Source organism: Bradyrhizobium sp. USDA 4451 (genome assembly GCF_054822585.1).
The window spans coordinates 733,735-749,821 of sequence record NZ_JBTRCH010000001.1 but is presented as its reverse complement, the minus strand read 5'-3'; the positions used below and the strand labels follow the sequence as shown (position 1 = coordinate 749,821).

The window sequence follows — 16,087 nt, the reverse complement described above, 5'->3', positions numbered from 1 at the left end:
GGCGCGGCGGACACGCCGATCCCGGCTTCGACAAGGATTTCGCCTTCAGTTAAGTTCGGCACCTGGACGCAATGATCCGGTCATGAGTCGAGGTGTCGCGATGGCTACCGAGCAAGACGCCAAGTCACCGAACACGGTGGTTCTCTTCAGCGGTCACATGATCGATGCGCCGGATCGAAAAACGCCACGCTTTCCACCCGACGAGGCGCCCAAGGCCGCCGCTGCGATTGCCGCCGCGCTGGAGCGGATCGGGGTCCGCGAAGGCGATCTTGCAATCTGCGGCGGCGCTTGCGGCGGCGACCTGTTGTTTGCGGAAGCCGCGCTCGCGCAGCGCATGCGGCTTGAAATCTACATTCCGTTTGACGAGCCGACCTTCCTCGCCGGCTCGGTGGATTTCGCCGGAGGCGATTGGCGCGCGCGGTATTTCGCCGCCAAATCGCAGGCGACGCTCCACGTCATGCCCGACGAACTCGGGCCGTTGCCGGCCGGCGAGAACGCCTACGAGCGCGACAATCAATGGATGCTGCAGCGCGCCGCGCGCTTTGGCGGCGAGAAAATGGCCTTCATCTGCCTGTGGAACGGCGAGGGCGGCGATGGTCCGGGCGGCGCGAAGCACCTGATGGAAGAGGCCGGCCGCAAGACGACGTGGATCTACTGGCTCGACACGAGAAAATTATGGGACTAGGAGATTTCAGAAATGCCGTCATGCTTCATGATCATGCCTTACGGCCGAAGGGCGACGCAAAATGAAACGGGGCGCGGGCCCGCCGAGATCGATTTCAATGCACTTTGGGACCACGGCTATGTTCCCGTCATCAAGGACTTGGGCTATGAGCCGGTACGGGCCGACCAGGACACCAGCGGACTGATCATCAGCGAAATGTTGGAACGGCTCTATTTCGCCGATCTTGTGCTGGCCGACATGACCATTCCAAATGGGAATGTCTATTACGAAGTCGGTATTCGTCACGCATCGCAGAAGACGGGGTGCGTCCTGCTTGCGGCGGACTGGTCCAAGCAATTGTTCGATGTCGTGCAGATGCGGACCGTCCGCTATCCGCTGCCCGAAGGAGAGATCACCGAGGCCACCGCTGCCGCGATGCAGGCCGCAATCAAGGCGCCCATCAGGGCGCTTGCGACCGGGATTTCACCGATGCATCAGTCGATCCCGGGCTATCCAGACAAGGTCGATCCGCGCAAGGCGACGGTGATGCGGGGCCAGCTCGCCGAGCAAGCCGCGTTCCAGACCAAGATACGAGCGGTGCGCGCGTCGCTAGCGCCCGAGCGCATGAAGCGGGCCCAGGCCTTGATTGCCGCCGAGGGCAATCCACCCGCGACCTATGCGAAGGCGCTCGCCCTGCTGCTGCTGCTGCGCGACTGCGTCGACACCACCGCGGACTGGAACGTCGTGCTGCAGTACATCGAGAATCTTCCTGATCGTTTTGCGGACGAACCCGAAGTGAAGGAAAATCGGGCATTTGCGGCGGCCCAGGTTGGCGACGCAATCCAGGCCATTGCCGAGATCGAAACGCTGATCGACATGGCACGGCCGACGCCGGAACGCCTTGGCCTGATGGGTGGTCGCTACAAGCGGCTTGCCAAGGCGGCAACGGCCAGCGCCGCCGAGAGGCGGCAGGCACTCGCAAAGGCAATCGAATGCTACGAGCAGGGAATGGAGCTCGATCTCAACGCCTATTATTGCTCCAGCAATCTGCCGCGTCTCTATCGCACGCGGGGAGGTGCAGGAGACGAGGAGCGTGCGCAGACGGCTCTCCGGTTGACGATCGCCGCTTGCGAACGTGCCAAGCGGCTGCAAGTGGCCGACGAATGGCTGCGTCCGACGCTGCTTACCGCGGCCTTCGACCTCGGTGAGCCTGATAAAGCCGGGCAACTGGCCGATGAAGTGCTGAACGAAGGTACGGTAGCATGGAAGATCGACACCATTCTGTCTGACCTTGAAACCAGTCTTGCGCAGCTAAGCGACGTGGACGCGCGCGCGCGGCTCGCCGCGGTGATCGATAAAATAAAGTCGGCGCGATGACACGACGCTGGATACGAACGAGATCTGAAAGTTACTTTCAATTGCTTCTGAAGAAATGTTCGCCCCGATTGCTATTCGGGAATCTCAACATGGCCGTCGCCGCAATCCAGGGTGAAATGATCCCAACAGGGAGCATGCCTTAGCATGAATGAAGATATCAACGCTTGCTTTATCAGCTACCGCCATACGCATGACCCCGACGCTCATGTCTTTGTGAAGGCTTTTGTTCGCCAACTAAGAAAGCAATTGATGTGGTTTCTGCCCAATGTTCCGATCTTTTTTGATGAAGAGGGGCTCAAGGTCGGCGACCACTTAAATGCTGAGCTGGCGTACCAACTCTGCAGAAGCGCGTGTATGGTGATGTTCTTGTCGCCCCTCCACTTTGATGTGCGATCTCCCTACTGTGCGCTCGAGTACAAAGCTATGCTTAGCTTGGAGGAGCAACGTCGTCGCTCAACAGTAGTGAATCTCGGTAACAAGGGACTGATCTTCCCTGTCGTTTTTCGGGGAGAAGTTGATTGGCTCCCCCATGAGATCGTTCACACTCGCCAGTATGAAGACTTCGATGTTTTGTGCGAATCCGACTTCAAGAAGCGCGTCTGTCAGGCGCAGTTCAAGAAGTTGGCAAAGGAGATCTATTTGCGTTACGTCGCTCTGCACAATGCAGGCGTCTTTAGTAACGCGAATTGCCGTCAGTTCAAGTTCCCGGAAACGGGAGACATCTTAAGCTGGCTGACGCAGGTCTCGCAACTTCGCCAATTGAATTTACCCCTTCACCATGGACCGAGGGAATGAAATGACCGAGCGCCAGGCCGGCCAGATAATTACATTCTACTCCTACAAGGGTGGCACGGGACGAACCATGGCGTTAGCTAACCTCGCCTGCTTGCTTGCGGGGGAGGACGTCCAGGTTGCGGCGCCGCGTGTGCTGGCTATTGATTGGGACTTCGAAGCGCCGGGGCTGCATCGGTACTTTCATCGATATCTCGAGCCAGACTCAGCAAAGCGATTTGATACAGCTCAGGGCTGCCTGGAGCTCTTTGAATTGTTCGATCGCGAGCAGGCCAACTATGATCCGGAGGACTTCGTCGCAAATCGACAGCGTGCAAAGACCTGGTTCGGTCACCAGGACTTTACTGAGTTTTTGCTCGATACAACTTTTCCCGGCCTGCACTTAATGAAGGCTGGTCTGTTCGACATCACTTATCCGCGTCGGGTTTCCGAGTTCCGTTGGGATGACTTGTTTCATGCGACTATGGGGATGTTCTCAGGCTTCGTAGATTTCCTGCGCTCACGTTTTGATTATGTTCTGATCGATTCCCGAACCGGAATTACTGATACCAGCGGAATTTGTACAACACTGCTTCCTGACAAGCTGGTGGTGGTGTTCACGCCCAACCAGCAGAGCTTGACGGGCATTGAGAATCTCGTAGCTGAGGCTGTTACCTATCGCAACCGTTCACCGGACGGAAGGCCTCTCAAGATATTTCCCCTTCCCTCCCGAATCGAGCTGGCGCAGGAACAGCTTTTCAAGGCTTGGCGCAGGGGGATTAATAATGCTGATCCTTCAATAGCCATGCTGCTTCCACCCGATTTGCGGGGCTATCAAATAGTATTTGAGCAGCTATTCGAGGGCTTGTACCCAAATACGAAAGTTGATCTCGAAAGCTATTTCACTGAAGTTCTTCTTCAGCACATTCCTGACTATGCGTATGGAGAGCCTATCGCGGTCGCGTTAGCAATCAATGATACGCGCATTTCATTGGCGCGGAGCTATTTGGCATTTCGAGATCGGCTAATCGAATTGGACTTTCCGTGGCACTCGCTTGGCGCGGTCCGAAAGGAGCGAGAGATCGTTCGACTATGTGACTCGGTCACACGTGAGCTGATGGAAAGATCCGTCGACGAGGCAATTAGGCTCAGCCGTTCTTTGATTGAGCGGAAGCCGTCCGAGGAGCTATTCGATGGGTGGACCAAGGCGATTCTTGATGCGGCGGGAGCCGCAAGACAGAAGAATCGCGACGCGGCGCTTGACTTGATTCGCGGGTGGTCGCAATCGGCAATATTCTCTGACAGCGATATTGATCCATCGATGTTAGGCGAGGCGCTGCTGGACGCCGGCAAGTTGTGCCAAGAACTCGGTGAGCTTGCAATGTCAAAGTCGCTCTTGACCGCCAGCATTGCCCGCTTGTCAGACGGTTATGGGGAGGATCATCCAGCAACGCTGGCGGCGCTCGATCAATTGGCATCAGTCGCATTTGCAGGTGCAGACTTCGCCGAGGCTAAGCTTCTGTACGAGAGCGTACTGCACGTAAGGCGCACGAAGTTTGGCGACGATAATCCAGCGACGCTCGAAACATTGAATAACTTGGCCATCGTTCTATTCGAGCGAGGCGACATTGCTACGTCCAAAGATCTCCTGCAGCAAGCGCTCGCAAGGTATCACCAGATGCCTGGCGTTAGATGGAGGGCGATACGAGAACTGACTAGCGACACCCTTGCCTATATTGAAACGCGCGAACTTGGAGAAGCGCGCGCCCGCTTGGGGCAACTACAGGCCGAATTTCGCCGAAAAGATCAACAAGGCAGTGCGGTCGAAAGCGCAACTCGCCCAATGGGTATTGAAGGTAGCAAGGAAGCGGATCGGCGAAAGCTTTCGACGGAGCCGATCGCGACCGTTGATATTGTCAGGCCCGCTGATCTCATCGAATCGGTTGATCAAGGCTCCCTTTATCTTGCCCCAGGTTATGGGAGCGTCGACAAAATGGCGGCGCAACCGATCGCCGTTGGCGACAAACGAATTGACTTTGTAGCAATACAAGCGTGCTCGTTAGATGGTGTTACACTGATTTGGCAAAGCAGCCAAGGGAGCGGCATCGTCTGGGCGAGCTTTGCCGGCGATGCCGTGGAAATCTCGCGTGGGGAAACTCTGCGTCTCTATCTCAATTGGGTGGGATGGTGACGTCGAAATTCGATCCGAGATCAAGGCGGCCTGATCGCGCGCCCTGCCCGCATCCATCTCAGCGCAGCCGCATCGACAGCTCGACGTCCTCGGCGAACGGCACCGAGATGTAGCCGCTTGCCGGCGCGCGCACCCGCGCCAGATAGTCGGGACTGTCGTCGGCATTGTCGGCGACCACGAAGGCGCCGGGCTTGAGCCGCCCCTGCACCAGATCGAGGATATCGGGATAGAGCCCCTTGGCGCCGTCGAGCAGCACGAGGTCGATCGTATCGGGCAGATCGCTGCGCAGCGTCGTGAGCGCGTCGCCCTCGCGGATCTCGACCAGATCGTCGAGCCCGCCCGCGATGAGGTTGTCGCGGGCGCGCTTGACCTTGGCCGGTTCGAACTCGCTGGTGATCAGGCGGCCGCCGCCATTGTCGCGCAGCGCAGCGGCGAGGTGCAGTGTCGAGATGCCGAACGAGGTGCCGAACTCGACGATGTTGCGCGCCCGCGCGCCACGCGCCAGCATGTAGAGCAGCGCACCGGTCTCGCGCGAGACCGCGAGCGGCACATTGTTGAGGCGGCCGTAGAGCGCGCGGTAGTCGGTCTTGCTGCGCATCAGGCGCGCCTGGTCCGCGTCGGAAAGGTCGGCCACCGCGCGCCGGGTTTCTTCCACCGCTGCGGAGGCTTGCGCGAACAGGCGGTCGAGCAGGCCTGCGAACTGGGGTGAGGTGAGGGTCGTCATGTGGGTCTCCGGTGCAAAAGCGGCGCGTTCTTGCGCCTCGCCTGAAATACGAATAATTATTCGCATTCGCTAATCGCATTCCCCGAATTGCCCATAAGACGTCCATGACCGAACGGCGAAGCTCTTCAGTTTCCTCGCGAAAACAGCCGCAACAGGCGCGCTCGACCGAACTCGTCGCGGCGATTCTCGAGGCGGCTGTTCAGGTTTTGACGAAGGAGGGCGCGCAGCGTTTCACCACGGCGCGGGTGGCCGAGAAGGCCGGCGTCAGCGTCGGCTCGCTGTACCAGTATTTTCCGAACAAGGCGTCGATCCTGTTCCGATTGCAGAGCGACGAGTGGCGGCAGACCACCGGCCTGCTGCGGGAGATTCTCGAAGATGGCGGGCGGCCGCCCTTGCAGCGGCTGCGCGCGCTGGTGCACGCGTTCATCCATTCCGAATGCGAGGAGGCCGCAGTGCGCGGCGCGCTGAGCGACGCCGCGCCGCTCTATCGCGACGCGCCGGAGGCCCGCGAGGTGCGGGCATCGGGCGCGCGCACCGTCGAGGTCTTCATGCGCGAGGCCTTGCCGAAGGCATCCGACGCAGCCCGCGCAATGGCGGGCGAGCTGATCACGACGACGCTGAGCACGGTCGGCAAGGATTTTTCGGAGAGCCCGCGAAGCCGGGCCGAGATCGAGAGCTATGCCGATGCCATGGCCGACATGTTCTGCGCCTATCTGAAGAGCATCGGAAAGCGCTGACGCTCACAGATAGAGCTTGGCCACCAGAAGAAATCCGAGAACGCCGCTGGTCACTGCGAACACGGTCATGCCGTTGCAGAAACTGACATAGGCGGCCGACCAATAGGCACTCTTGTGAGGCGCAGTCTCGTAAGGAGCTTTCCTGGAAGCAGCCGCGACTTTCTTCGGTTTCTGGGGCAAGCGGATGCATTCCTTTGAAAAAGCGCCGCCACCTGGTCAACACAGGTGACGGCGCCCGTCTGAGGGCTTCAGGGCGAAACCCCGCCGCAGCGTAGGCGGCGATGATGAACGGTTCGTATACCGCTCGGCATCGCACGCTCGAATGTCAGCACAGAAGCAAAGTTCCGCCAGAGCGCGATGAGGTCGTCATCGCGCTTCGGGGTGTTACTTGAGCATGATCTTTTCGAAAACCGCTTCGCACTTTTCCGGATCATGCCCTAGAACGAAGCGTAGGCGTTGCGGAACGCGATGGCGCCGGCGAGCGAGCGCGGCCGCGTGCGCACGGCGTGTCCGTCGTTGCCGCTGGTGACGATCCACTGGCCGTTCTCATGACCCACGATCTTGCCGACGTGGTGACGCCAGACGACGATCGCGCCGACCGAGGGGCCGCCGGCATTGGTGCCGTAGCGCGCCCAGGAACGCGCCAGATTGTATTGCGGACCCGGATCGCTGCCGACCTGCGTGCGCATGAACCAGCCGCACCAGGCCGCCGGGCGACCCGCGTGTGCGTGCGCATAATGACGATGATGGTGACGACCGCGAGCTTCGGCAGCAGATGAAGCAAAGGCCAGGAGCACGGCGACAGCCGCAAGAGTTTTACGCATTACAAAGTCCTCTTGTTGTTGGCAGACCATCCTGACAGTGGGAGGAGGAGCGCAGCGATGACCTGCGATTGGGTTGCGAAGCGACCGCACCGGGTCGAGCGACGCAAAACAGAGGCGGGAACGTGGCCCGCCCAGGCCTTTAAGAAACCGCCTATGGCCAAAATATGACGGTCATACTTGTCTGGCGGCCGAGATATTGCCGAAAACGTCAGGCGCGGCCTGCGATGGGCCGCAGCCCTGTTGCGGCCGAGCGAAACCGACGCCAAAAGCCTTGATCACGCGACGCCGAACCGACCAAAAGAGATTCGCGAGGACCCAGCGTCCAAATCGGAGCTGGATCGTTCGAGCTTCCCGTGGGTTGGAGTCTATGGACAAAAAGGCCGACAGCGCTCCCCGGACGGCTGCCCGCTCTGGATTCGAATTTGTGAGGGTCCGCGGCGCCCGCGAACATAATCTGAAGAATGTCGACGTCGACATTCCAAGAGATTCCCTGGTCGTGTTTACCGGGGTCTCCGGCTCCGGAAAGTCGTCGCTTGCCTTTGGGACGCTGTACGCCGAGGCGCAGCGCCGGTATCTGGAGTCGGTCTCGCCTTACGCAAGGCGGCTGTTTCACCAAATGGCCGTGCCGGAGGTCGATGAGGTCGAAGGCCTTCCACCGGCTGTCGCGCTGCAACAGCAGCGGGGATCGCCGACGACGCGGTCCTCGGTGGGGAGTGTCACGACACTCTCGAGCCTGCTGCGGATGCTTTATTCCCGAGCGGGTGACTATCCGCGCGGGCAGCCGTTGCTATACGCCGAGTCGTTTTCGCCGAACACGCCGGAAGGTGCTTGCCCTCGCTGTCATGGCATCGGGCGCATCCATGATGTCAGCGAGCGGTCCATGGTGCCCGACGATAAGCTGACCATCCGCGAGCGCGCGATCGCCGCCTGGCCGACAGCCTGGCAAGGGCAGAACCTCAGGGACATCCTGGTGACCCTTGGCTACGACGTCGACAAGCCGTGGCGCGAACTGCCGAAGAAGGATCGCGACTGGATCCTTTTTACCGATGAGCAGCCGACGGTGCCGGTCTATGCAGGATATACTCCAGCGGAAACGCGGCGGGCGCTCAAGCGCAAGGAAGAGCCCAGCTACCAGGGGACCTTCACGGGCGCTCGCAAGTATGTGCTGCAGACCTATGCGACGACCCAGAGCGCAATGATGAAGCGCCGGGTGGCGCAATTCCTGTCGGGTTCGGACTGTCCGGTCTGCAAAGGCAAGCGGCTCAAGCCGGAAGCTTTATCGGTCAAGTTCGCCGGCTTGGACATCTCCACATTGTCGCGGCTGCCCTTGAAACGCCTGGACGAGCTGTTGAAAGAGTCGCCGGCAAAAGCGAAGCACGATGCCGGGGATCATCCGGAAAAGGCGCTGGTCTTGAAACGCATCGCCGACGACCTGCGCGGCCGTTTGGAAGTTCTGCTCGACCTTGGTCTCGGTTACCTGACGCTCGAGCGGAGCACGCCGACCTTGTCGCCGGGCGAGTTGCAGCGACTTCGCCTTGCGACGCAGGTCCGATCCAACCTGTTCGGAGTGGTCTATGTGTTGGATGAGCCGTCCGCAGGGCTGCATCCAGCGGACACGGAGGCGCTTCTACGCGCGTTGGCGCGCCTGAAGTCTGCGGGCAACTCGCTGTTCGTCGTCGAGCACGAATTCGATGTGGTGCGTCAGGCAGACTGGATCGTCGATGTAGGGCCCGCGGCGGGAGAGAATGGCGGCAGGATTCTTTACAGTGGGCCGCTGCCGGGATTGGTTGATGTCCGGGAATCCCAGACACGACGCTATCTGTTCGGTGAGGGAGCGGAAGCTTCCCGGAGCAGCCGTGCGGCGCAAGGATGGCTGAGGCTGCGCGGTGTGACCCGCAACAATCTGCACCGACTGGACGTCGATTTACCATTGGGCGTTTTTACCTGTGTCACGGGGATCTCGGGTTCGGGCAAGTCGAGTCTGGTCAGCCAGTTCCTGGTCGAAGCCGTTGGCGACGAGTTGGGACACCGCCGGGAGCCTGATGCGGACGATGACGTTCTGGAGGCCGCGATCGAAACGCTCGGTGGCAAGATCACCGAGGGACTGGACCAGGTGAAGCGACTGGTAGTGGTCGATCAGAAACCGATCGGGCGAACTCCACGGTCGAACCTCGCGACGTACACCGGCCTGCTCGATCATGTGCGGCGATTGTTTGCGGCGACCAAGCAGGCGCGAGCCCGGAAATACGACGCCGGTCGATTTTCGTTCAATGTCGCGAAGGGCCGGTGCGAGACCTGCCAGGGCGAAGGCTATGTCTGCGTCGAGCTCCTGTTTCTGCCGAGCGTCTATGCGCCGTGTCCAACATGCAAGGGTGCTCGCTATAATGCCAAGACGCTCGAGATCAAGATCCGGGACAATTCAATCGCCGACGTGCTTGCCATGAACGTCGACGCAGCGTTCGAGTTCTTTGCAGATGATGAGTCCCTGCGCCGATCGCTCGGCGTACTGCGCGAGGTCGGTCTCGGTTATATCCGGCTCGGACAGCCCGCCACGGAGTTGTCGGGCGGCGAAGCGCAACGCGTCAAGCTCGCCACGGAACTGCAGCGCGCGCAGCGAGGCGGGACACTCTATGTGCTCGATGAGCCGACGACCGGTCTTCATCCGGCCGACGTGGCAAAGCTGCTGAAGCAGCTCGACGGATTGGTCGAGGCCGGAAATACCGTGATTGTCATTGAGCATGACATGTCGGTCGCAGCAAGCAGCGACTTCATCGTCGACGTCGGACCGGGAGCGGGCGAGGAGGGGGGCCGCATCGTTGCGTCGGGTACGCCGGGACAGGTTGCGCGCGCGATCGGCAGCCGAACCGCCGGATATCTTCTAAAAGCTATGAATTGAGCAGGCCAGGACCGGATTTGACACGCCGCACTTCCGGCCCGGCGCGTTCAGCACCGGGCTCTCGTAAGCGCAGTGGTCTCGGCTCACCAGTAGGGCGAGGCTCGATAGTAGTCGTAGACGCGCCGGTCGTTGTCGCGAGTCCAGCTCCAGTCATTGTCGTTGGTGTAACGCGGTGCTTTGTCCAACTGGTCCTTGGTGATGTTGGTCCGGTATCCGCCGAGATTGGTGTCATAGGTCAGGCTTGACCACGGCGTCGGATAGTGATCATCGCCGATGCCGAGGAAGCCGCCATAGCTCAGAACCGCATAGGCGACCTTGCCCGACACCTTGTCGATCATGACGCGCTCGACGCTGCCGATCTTCTGCTGGTCGGCTCCATAGACGGCGGTGCCTTCGACCTTGTCGCTGGCGATCAGATTCCCTGTCTCTCGTTCTGCCATAGCTCTCTCCTGGGGTGCATGGTCAGAACGTCAAACGCGGGCCCGATAAGCCCGTTCCTAATATTGAAAGCGCTGCGGCAGATTATGGCCGCCACGCATCCAGCACCTCGCCGGCTTCCGCCAGCTCGATCTGGACATCGAAGCGCTGGGCGTAGAGGTGAAGAGAGGCCTCATGCGCCGCATCGGACGAGGAGCACAGGCCGTCTTTCACCACGATGACGCGGTAGCCGACGTCGACGGCATCGAGCACCGATGCGAGCACGCAGACGTCCGTCTCGGAGCCGGTCACGAGCAGCGTATCGACGTGCTTCTCCTGCAAGTAGGTCTGCAGCGCCCCGGTTGCGAACGCCGAATAGACCGGCTTGTCGATGCAATGTGCGGGCGGCGCGAAGCCCTCAAGCTCGGGCACCAGGCGCAACAGATTGAGATCCATTGTGCTGCGCGTCACCTTCGGCCATTTCTCATAATAGGCGCGCCACATGCCGGCTGCATCCCTGGGCTCAATCGGCGGAATAAAGCGCGTGAAGATGGTGCGTTCGGGTGCGCGGGCCACGAGCTCCCGGATGACCGGTACAACGCGCGGCATCCATGGCGTGGGCCATGGGCCGTCCGCGGCAAACAGACGCTGCATGTCGATGCAGAGATGCACGGCGCGATCGCCGGGTGGGGCTTTAAGCCGCCCCATGACCGGCTCCCCGATGCCAGAGCGGAAAACCGTACCATGCCGTCAGGAGGGCAACGAACGCGGACGTGCCGATCGCGATGGCACGACCTGCGTTCTCGCTGACGATGTAAAGCACGACCGTGATGTCGGCGGCGATCCCGAGCGCAAGGGGAAGCACGGCCGCAATCACGAGCGCGGAGCCGATCCGGAAGAATTGCGGATCATCCTCGCCATGATAGGCGAGGCGATGCAGCGATGCAGGGGTCATCAGGAGAAGAACCGAAAACGCCACGGCCAGAAGCCCCGCCGCATGGACGGTTTGCATCCAGCCGGGCAAGGCCTGAAAGGACCTTGTCAGCGCCGCCACGAACTGAAAGCCCAGCAGCGCCTGTCCGCCTGGAATGATGACGCGGGCTTCGGTCAGGAGCTGTTCGATCTTGGTTTTGAGCGGCGTGCCGCTCTCCGGGGGCAGCGGCTTGGCCTTGTGCCGCAAAACCATCCCGAGGCCAAAGAGCAAGCCGAGCCCGATTACGGCCAGCCCCGCTCCCATGGCTGCGCCAAGTCCCGGCCCCACGAGAAAATCGAAAACAACGAAGACGGATGCGCCAAGGCCAAGCGTCAGTGGCAGGAGGCTCCAGCCGGTAAGGTTTGTCGTGACGTGCAATGCTCGGTGCCGGCTTTGGCCACTACAGGCAATGCGGTGATACATGGAGGGCGCAATCAGGAGACAAATGCTGCCGCACAGCAGCACCAGCGCCGCGCATTGAAGCGTATGCCCGGCTGGCGACGCGTCCTGGAAAAGCTCCTGAAATGCACCTTGAAAGGCGAAGCCGAACAGAACCTGTGCGCCAAGGATAAGGAGGCGGGACTCGTCGAGGGCAGTCTTGAGCTTGGCGTCGAGTTCTTTCGTCATCGCAACGCGATGAACCTTTTTCGGCCCCTGCCGGTTCCAATATCAATTTGGGTGCTGTCCTGGACGCGCGCAAAGGGCAATCGGGGCGGTCTTTAGGTGGGTAATTCGGTCCCCGGACTTGTGACCAGTTTCTCGATCGCGATAGCGCTCTCCGCTTCGCGCGCCTTCCGCAGCATGCGCTCGCGCTCCGCCCCCGGCGGTAAGATCGAGGCTCGAGCTCGCGCCGCTTCTGCCAGCTGACCTAGCCTGAACGTGAGCGAGGTCGTTTGCTTAACCCGGTTGCGCTTCTTTCCCACGGCCTTCCTCGTTCCACTGCGGTGAGGAACAGACCAATGATCTTGCTGTTTTTCAGCAACATAGGATAATTTCTGACGAGTAAAAAATTTTCGCAGGCCTGGAACTAAAATGGACGAAGCGTCCATGAAAGCTGGGCACCGGGAAGAATCGGCAATTTATTTGGATGAGATTCACACGTGTTATTTCTCGAACCGCGTATTCCGCGAATCATCCGGGCACTGGGCAGGGCTATTTCATCAAGATCAAATTTACGGCCCAGAAGGGCCGCCTATTATCGGAACCGGCGGTTCGGCGTGAGCATTGGAATAAGAACGGCCCCAGCGATTGCTCGTTGCTGGGGCCGTTTCTTTTGGATGACCAACGGACTGCTCCACGTCCGATGTGTGCGATTTGCTATACAGCTCGGACGACCTACTTTGAAACGCGCTTGATCGCCTTGGCCGCATGGCTTGGCCCACGCCAGCCCAAAAAAGTCAGATCCTTGCTCTCGAGAGCGTTGGTGGCGCGGAAGAACGCTTCGAGCTCCTCGCAGGCGCGCGAGGGAAGATGGCGGATATCCCTTAGATCTGTTTCGAGTGGGGAGCGGTCCGGCACGGCGAAGACGCGATCGTTACGCTCTTTTTTACCCTTGCTCTTCTGCTCGATCTCCAGCACCCCGACCGGCCTGCATTTGAGAACAACGCCTGGATATGTCTTGGCGTCGTGAATGACCAGCACGTCGAGAGGGTCGCCATCCTCCGCCTTGGTGGACGGGATGAAGCCCCAGTCGTACGGATAGCTGAGTCCTGTCATCAGGGGCTTTGCCAAAGTGAAGGTCCCCAGCTTGGGGTCGAACTCGAGCTTGCATGTGCTCCCGCGGGGAGTCTCGATGACGGCGAAGACGTGCTTATCGTCCGCCCAGGTCGGGAGCTTGGCGAGATTCGTCATAATTGGTCGCCTACGAGCATATGCGCCTGCGGGCCGCCCGCGGGCGCCTCTTTCTCCATAGCCGCTTGATCGTCCTGCTGCGGTTGGTCAAACCAAACGGCGGGGCCAATCTATCGTTCCTGCATGCGATTTCGCCGCCGTCACCAACCTTGCAACGAGGACGATGGCGGCAAGGAGGGCTTCCTTGGAAGTGGCGAACATAACTTTGACGCCGGCGCGATCCCGCTGCCTGTGGCGTCCCTCATCGCCGTCCTGCGCGAGGCGCCGCACGCCATACCGTCGTTCTCCGCCGACGTGCTGTTGAACAGGGGCATCGCCGACATCCACGCCTATCTCAGCTCGCTGCCGGGGCGGCGCGACGCAAAAGACATTCCGCCGATCCTGAACCAGTGAGGGGTGGTTAGGAGCGCCAGCCCGTCTTCGCTCTCGCTTCGCCGGACACGCTTCGCCCTTGCGGTCTGGGCATGGCTGCGCCACGCGAAGCCCGCAAGGGTGAAGCGTGGTGCCCCTGGCCGGAATCGAACCAGCACTCCTTGCGGAACTCGATTTTGAGTCGAGCGCGTCTACCAGTTCCGCCACAGGGGCATTCGCGATGGTCCAGACCGGGAACGGCCGGGGTCGCGAAGCGCGGCGGACTATAGCGGGCGGCCCGTCACGGTCAACCCGCGCGGATGTGAATGTCCGGCGCCTCGACAGCGGTAATTTCGCGCGATACGACCGCAATCGAGCATGGAGCAGGGCCATGACCCTCCCGAATGACGCTCCCAGGAGGACCGACGTGACGATTGCCACCGCCCATCCGTCGCATGCTTCGGCGAGCGGCAATCCCGCGCTGACCTCGGCCCTGGCGATTGCCGTGATCGCGGCGGCGACCTTGGTCGGCGCCTGGTTCTTCCAGCTCGTGCTGGAGATCATGCCCTGTCCGCTCTGCCTCGAGCAGCGCTACGCCTATTACCTCGCGGTCCCGCTCGGCGCCGTGGTGGCGCTCGCCGCCGCCCGCGGCGCGCCGCGTCCGGTGCTGCTGGCGGGCCTTGCGATCCTCGGTCTTGCCGCGCTCGCCAATGCCGGGCTCGGCAGCTATCACGCCGGCGTCGAATGGGGATTCTGGCCGGGACCGACCGATTGCACCGGCCCGATGGTGGATTTCGGCAAGGCCGGCTCGCTGCTGGACCAGCTCGACAAGGTCAAGGTGGTCCGCTGCGATGAGGTGCAGTTTCGCTTCCTCGGCATCTCGCTCGCCGGCTACAACGTGCTGATCTCGCTGTTGATGGCCGCGATCGCGGGCTGGGGCGTGATGCGGGCCGCGAAGGCCTGAGGTCGCGGCCGCTTCCCGTGATCCGTCATGCTGAGGAGCGCGTAGCGCGCCTCGAAGCATGCACGGCCACCGGCCGGGCCGTTCATCCTTCGAGGCTCGCTCCGCTCGCACCTCAGGATGACGGGACCGAGAGCTTCTAATCGTCGACGTCGTCCTGCGGTCGGCCGAACAGATGGATGATGCCCGGCGTCGAGATGGTGACGAACAGGAAGCGCGACAGATGATGCGCGCCGACGAAAATCGGGTCGATATGCAGCGTCAGCGCCAGCGCCAGCATGGCGTCCATCGCGCCGGGCGCGAAGGCGACCACGACGTCGGCGAGCCGCACATGGGTGGTGAAGCCGATCACCGCGACGAACACGGCTGAGATCAGGATCGCGATCGCGAACGAACCGAGCCCGGCATTGACGTGGCTCAGCAGGGTCGAGGTCTTCATCCGCGCGAAGCGGGTGCCGATAATGGCGCTGATGCCGACCAGCGCGATGTTGCGGAGCCAGGGCGGCAGGCCGCCATCGATCAGGCCCGAGCCGTGCAGCAGGCTGGAGGCGAGCATCGCGCCGAACATCCAGCTGGCGGGGAATTTGATCCAGCGCAGCAGCAGCGATACGCCGATCGACAAGGCGACCAGGGCTGTGAGGCCGAATGGCGAGGCGACCGTGGTCGGCAGGGGCGGCGGCGCGGCATGCGTCACCCCGGTCAGTGCCAGCACCAGCGGCAGCGCCGCGGTCAGGATGATGACGCGCATGGTCTGCACCACGGCGATCGCCGCGACGTCGGCGCCCTTTTCCGCGGCCAGGATCGTGATCTGCGACAGCGCGCCGGGACTGCCGGCGAGGAAGGCCGAGGTCTGGTCCCAGCCATGGACGCGTTGCAGATAGAGGCTCGATCCGAAGGTCGAGCAGAACGTCGCCAGCGCCAACAGGCCGATGGTCAGCGGATAGGAGCTCATGTGCTGCAGCAATTGCTGTGACATCAGCGAGCCCAGCGAGATGCCGAGCAGCAGCAGCACCGATTGCGTCAGCACCGGCGGCACCGCGAGCGGCCGGCCGGCCAATGCGGCGAGCGCGACCGCCACCATCGCGCCCGAGATCAGGCCGCCCGGCAATTCCGCCCATAAAAACAGCAAGCCGCCGCCGGCGCCGATGACGAGGGTCTCGAGCCCGTTCAGAACTTTGCTGCGGTCGGGAATGGCTGACGCCATCGAAGCGCGGATCAGGGTCACGCCGCCTTATGGCAAATCCGCAACCGCGGGACAAATGCATCTCGCGATTGCAGCATTGCGCCGGAAAACGCGAGCGACTCGCGCGGCGCACAGATTTTCACCCTCCCCGGTTGGGGAGGGTGAGG

Annotated in this window: 17 protein-coding genes and 1 tRNA gene; 8 read left to right on the top strand and 10 right to left on the bottom strand. The window is 61.4% G+C overall.

Going from position 1 to position 16,087, the window contains the following annotated elements; all coding sequences use genetic code 11:
- Nucleotides 1-100 precede the first annotated feature (100 nt).
- The 4 genes from ACVMB0_RS03405 to ACVMB0_RS03390 all read left to right on the top strand — a co-directional run bounded on the left by ACVMB0_RS03405 (nucleotide 101) and on the right by ACVMB0_RS03390 (nucleotide 5,003).
- Nucleotides 101-685 (top strand): hypothetical protein, encoded by a 585-nt coding sequence (locus ACVMB0_RS03405; RefSeq protein WP_456752168.1) that lies wholly within the window; start codon nucleotides 101-103, stop codon nucleotides 683-685.
- A gap of 12 nt (nucleotides 686-697) precedes the next feature.
- Entirely contained in the window at nucleotides 698-2,041 is a 1,344-nt protein-coding gene (locus tag ACVMB0_RS03400; RefSeq protein ID WP_461345317.1) for a TRAFs-binding domain-containing protein, read from the top strand.
- 144 nt (nucleotides 2,042-2,185) lie between these two features.
- Nucleotides 2,186-2,836, top strand: coding sequence for a toll/interleukin-1 receptor domain-containing protein (locus ACVMB0_RS03395; protein ID WP_461345316.1), 651 nt, complete (start codon nucleotides 2,186-2,188; stop codon nucleotides 2,834-2,836).
- Nucleotide 2,837: 1 nt separating this feature from the next.
- On the top strand, nucleotides 2,838-5,003 hold the full coding sequence (locus ACVMB0_RS03390) for a KGGVGR-motif variant AAA ATPase (RefSeq protein ID WP_461345315.1): 2,166 nt from the start codon (nucleotides 2,838-2,840) through the stop codon (nucleotides 5,001-5,003).
- A 58-nt stretch (nucleotides 5,004-5,061) separates the two neighbouring features.
- Here the strand turns inward: ACVMB0_RS03390 and ACVMB0_RS03385 are convergent, their stop codons facing one another.
- Nucleotides 5,062-5,727 carry an O-methyltransferase gene (locus ACVMB0_RS03385; RefSeq protein WP_461345314.1) on the bottom strand — a complete coding sequence of 222 codons (666 nt, stop codon included), beginning with the start codon at nucleotides 5,725-5,727 and terminating at the stop codon, nucleotides 5,062-5,064.
- Nucleotides 5,728-5,831: 104 nt separating this feature from the next.
- On the opposite strand from ACVMB0_RS03385, the gene ACVMB0_RS03380 reads away from it, so the two are divergent.
- Entirely contained in the window at nucleotides 5,832-6,464 is a 633-nt protein-coding gene (locus ACVMB0_RS03380; RefSeq protein WP_461345313.1) for a TetR family transcriptional regulator, read from the top strand.
- 3 nt (nucleotides 6,465-6,467) lie between these two features.
- On the opposite strand, the gene ACVMB0_RS03375 is transcribed toward ACVMB0_RS03380, so the two are convergent.
- Both ACVMB0_RS03375 and ACVMB0_RS03370 read right to left on the bottom strand, forming a co-directional pair.
- Nucleotides 6,468-6,644 (bottom strand): hypothetical protein, encoded by a 177-nt coding sequence (locus ACVMB0_RS03375; protein ID WP_456752172.1) that lies wholly within the window; start codon nucleotides 6,642-6,644, stop codon nucleotides 6,468-6,470.
- A gap of 257 nt (nucleotides 6,645-6,901) precedes the next feature.
- Nucleotides 6,902-7,153, bottom strand: coding sequence for a C40 family peptidase (locus ACVMB0_RS03370; protein ID WP_456752173.1), 252 nt, complete (start codon nucleotides 7,151-7,153; stop codon nucleotides 6,902-6,904).
- A 502-nt stretch (nucleotides 7,154-7,655) separates the two neighbouring features.
- Here ACVMB0_RS03370 and ACVMB0_RS03365 point away from each other — a divergent pair.
- The gene (locus tag ACVMB0_RS03365) at nucleotides 7,656-10,184 is read left to right on the top strand and encodes an excinuclease ABC subunit UvrA (protein ID WP_461345312.1); all 2,529 of its coding nucleotides are present in this window, start codon (nucleotides 7,656-7,658) and stop codon (nucleotides 10,182-10,184) included.
- 83 nt (nucleotides 10,185-10,267) lie between these two features.
- On the opposite strand, the gene ACVMB0_RS03360 is transcribed toward ACVMB0_RS03365, so the two are convergent.
- From ACVMB0_RS03360 to ACVMB0_RS03340, 5 genes are all read right to left on the bottom strand, one after another.
- On the bottom strand, nucleotides 10,268-10,624 hold the full coding sequence (locus tag ACVMB0_RS03360) for a PRC-barrel domain-containing protein (protein ID WP_456752175.1): 357 nt from the start codon (nucleotides 10,622-10,624) through the stop codon (nucleotides 10,268-10,270).
- Between the two features lie 82 nt (nucleotides 10,625-10,706).
- Nucleotides 10,707-11,309: a cysteine hydrolase family protein gene (locus ACVMB0_RS03355; RefSeq protein ID WP_461345311.1), complete on the bottom strand. Its 603-nt coding sequence runs from the start codon at nucleotides 11,307-11,309 to the stop codon at nucleotides 10,707-10,709.
- Nucleotides 11,296-12,201, bottom strand: a complete 906-nt coding sequence (locus ACVMB0_RS03350) for a DUF6328 family protein (protein WP_461345310.1) — start codon at nucleotides 12,199-12,201, stop codon at nucleotides 11,296-11,298. Before ACVMB0_RS03350 ends, ACVMB0_RS03355 begins: the two co-directional genes overlap by 14 nt.
- A 92-nt stretch (nucleotides 12,202-12,293) precedes the next feature.
- Complete coding sequence (locus ACVMB0_RS03345) at nucleotides 12,294-12,623, bottom strand: hypothetical protein (RefSeq protein WP_461345309.1); 330 nt, start codon at nucleotides 12,621-12,623, stop codon at nucleotides 12,294-12,296.
- Nucleotides 12,624-12,909: 286 nt separating this feature from the next.
- A complete protein-coding gene (locus ACVMB0_RS03340; RefSeq protein WP_456752179.1) occupies nucleotides 12,910-13,425 on the bottom strand; it encodes an inorganic diphosphatase in 516 nt (171 codons plus the stop codon).
- 123 nt (nucleotides 13,426-13,548) lie between these two features.
- On the opposite strand from ACVMB0_RS03340, the gene ACVMB0_RS03335 reads away from it, so the two are divergent.
- Nucleotides 13,549-13,818: a hypothetical protein gene (locus ACVMB0_RS03335; protein WP_461345308.1), complete on the top strand. Its 270-nt coding sequence runs from the start codon at nucleotides 13,549-13,551 to the stop codon at nucleotides 13,816-13,818.
- A gap of 107 nt (nucleotides 13,819-13,925) precedes the next feature.
- On the opposite strand, the gene ACVMB0_RS03330 is transcribed toward ACVMB0_RS03335, so the two are convergent.
- A tRNA-Leu gene (locus ACVMB0_RS03330) sits at nucleotides 13,926-14,010 on the bottom strand.
- A 157-nt stretch (nucleotides 14,011-14,167) separates the two neighbouring features.
- Here ACVMB0_RS03330 and ACVMB0_RS03325 point away from each other — a divergent pair.
- Nucleotides 14,168-14,740 (top strand): disulfide bond formation protein B, encoded by a 573-nt coding sequence (locus ACVMB0_RS03325; protein WP_461345307.1) that lies wholly within the window; start codon nucleotides 14,168-14,170, stop codon nucleotides 14,738-14,740.
- A gap of 136 nt (nucleotides 14,741-14,876) precedes the next feature.
- Here the strand turns inward: ACVMB0_RS03325 and ACVMB0_RS03320 are convergent, their stop codons facing one another.
- Nucleotides 14,877-15,962, bottom strand: coding sequence for an AbrB family transcriptional regulator (locus tag ACVMB0_RS03320; protein WP_461345306.1), 1,086 nt, complete (start codon nucleotides 15,960-15,962; stop codon nucleotides 14,877-14,879).
- Nucleotides 15,963-16,087: the final 125 nt, after the last annotated feature.

What these genes read in the sequence shown, in the direction of transcription:
- ACVMB0_RS03340 (WP_456752179.1), bottom strand. Translation starts at nt 13,425, where the DNA reads ATGACGAATCTCGCCAAGCTCCCGACCTGGGCGGACGATAAGCACGTC.
- ACVMB0_RS03395 (WP_461345316.1), top strand. Translation starts at nt 2,186, where the DNA reads ATGAATGAAGATATCAACGCTTGCTTTATCAGCTACCGCCATACGCAT.
- ACVMB0_RS03405 (WP_456752168.1), top strand. Translation starts at nt 101, where the DNA reads ATGGCTACCGAGCAAGACGCCAAGTCACCGAACACGGTGGTTCTCTTC.
- ACVMB0_RS03365 (WP_461345312.1), top strand. Translation starts at nt 7,656, where the DNA reads ATGGACAAAAAGGCCGACAGCGCTCCCCGGACGGCTGCCCGCTCTGGA.
- ACVMB0_RS03380 (WP_461345313.1), top strand. Translation starts at nt 5,832, where the DNA reads ATGACCGAACGGCGAAGCTCTTCAGTTTCCTCGCGAAAACAGCCGCAA.
- ACVMB0_RS03350 (WP_461345310.1), bottom strand. Translation starts at nt 12,201, where the DNA reads ATGACGAAAGAACTCGACGCCAAGCTCAAGACTGCCCTCGACGAGTCC.
- ACVMB0_RS03400 (WP_461345317.1), top strand. Translation starts at nt 698, where the DNA reads ATGCCGTCATGCTTCATGATCATGCCTTACGGCCGAAGGGCGACGCAA.
- ACVMB0_RS03360 (WP_456752175.1), bottom strand. Translation starts at nt 10,624, where the DNA reads ATGGCAGAACGAGAGACAGGGAATCTGATCGCCAGCGACAAGGTCGAA.
- ACVMB0_RS03390 (WP_461345315.1), top strand. Translation starts at nt 2,838, where the DNA reads ATGACCGAGCGCCAGGCCGGCCAGATAATTACATTCTACTCCTACAAG.
- ACVMB0_RS03345 (WP_461345309.1), bottom strand. Translation starts at nt 12,623, where the DNA reads ATGGACGCTTCGTCCATTTTAGTTCCAGGCCTGCGAAAATTTTTTACT.
- ACVMB0_RS03325 (WP_461345307.1), top strand. Translation starts at nt 14,168, where the DNA reads ATGACCCTCCCGAATGACGCTCCCAGGAGGACCGACGTGACGATTGCC.
- ACVMB0_RS03355 (WP_461345311.1), bottom strand. Translation starts at nt 11,309, where the DNA reads ATGGGGCGGCTTAAAGCCCCACCCGGCGATCGCGCCGTGCATCTCTGC.
- ACVMB0_RS03385 (WP_461345314.1), bottom strand. Translation starts at nt 5,727, where the DNA reads ATGACGACCCTCACCTCACCCCAGTTCGCAGGCCTGCTCGACCGCCTG.
- ACVMB0_RS03335 (WP_461345308.1), top strand. Translation starts at nt 13,549, where the DNA reads ATGCGATTTCGCCGCCGTCACCAACCTTGCAACGAGGACGATGGCGGC.
- ACVMB0_RS03370 (WP_456752173.1), bottom strand. Translation starts at nt 7,153, where the DNA reads ATGCGCACGCAGGTCGGCAGCGATCCGGGTCCGCAATACAATCTGGCG.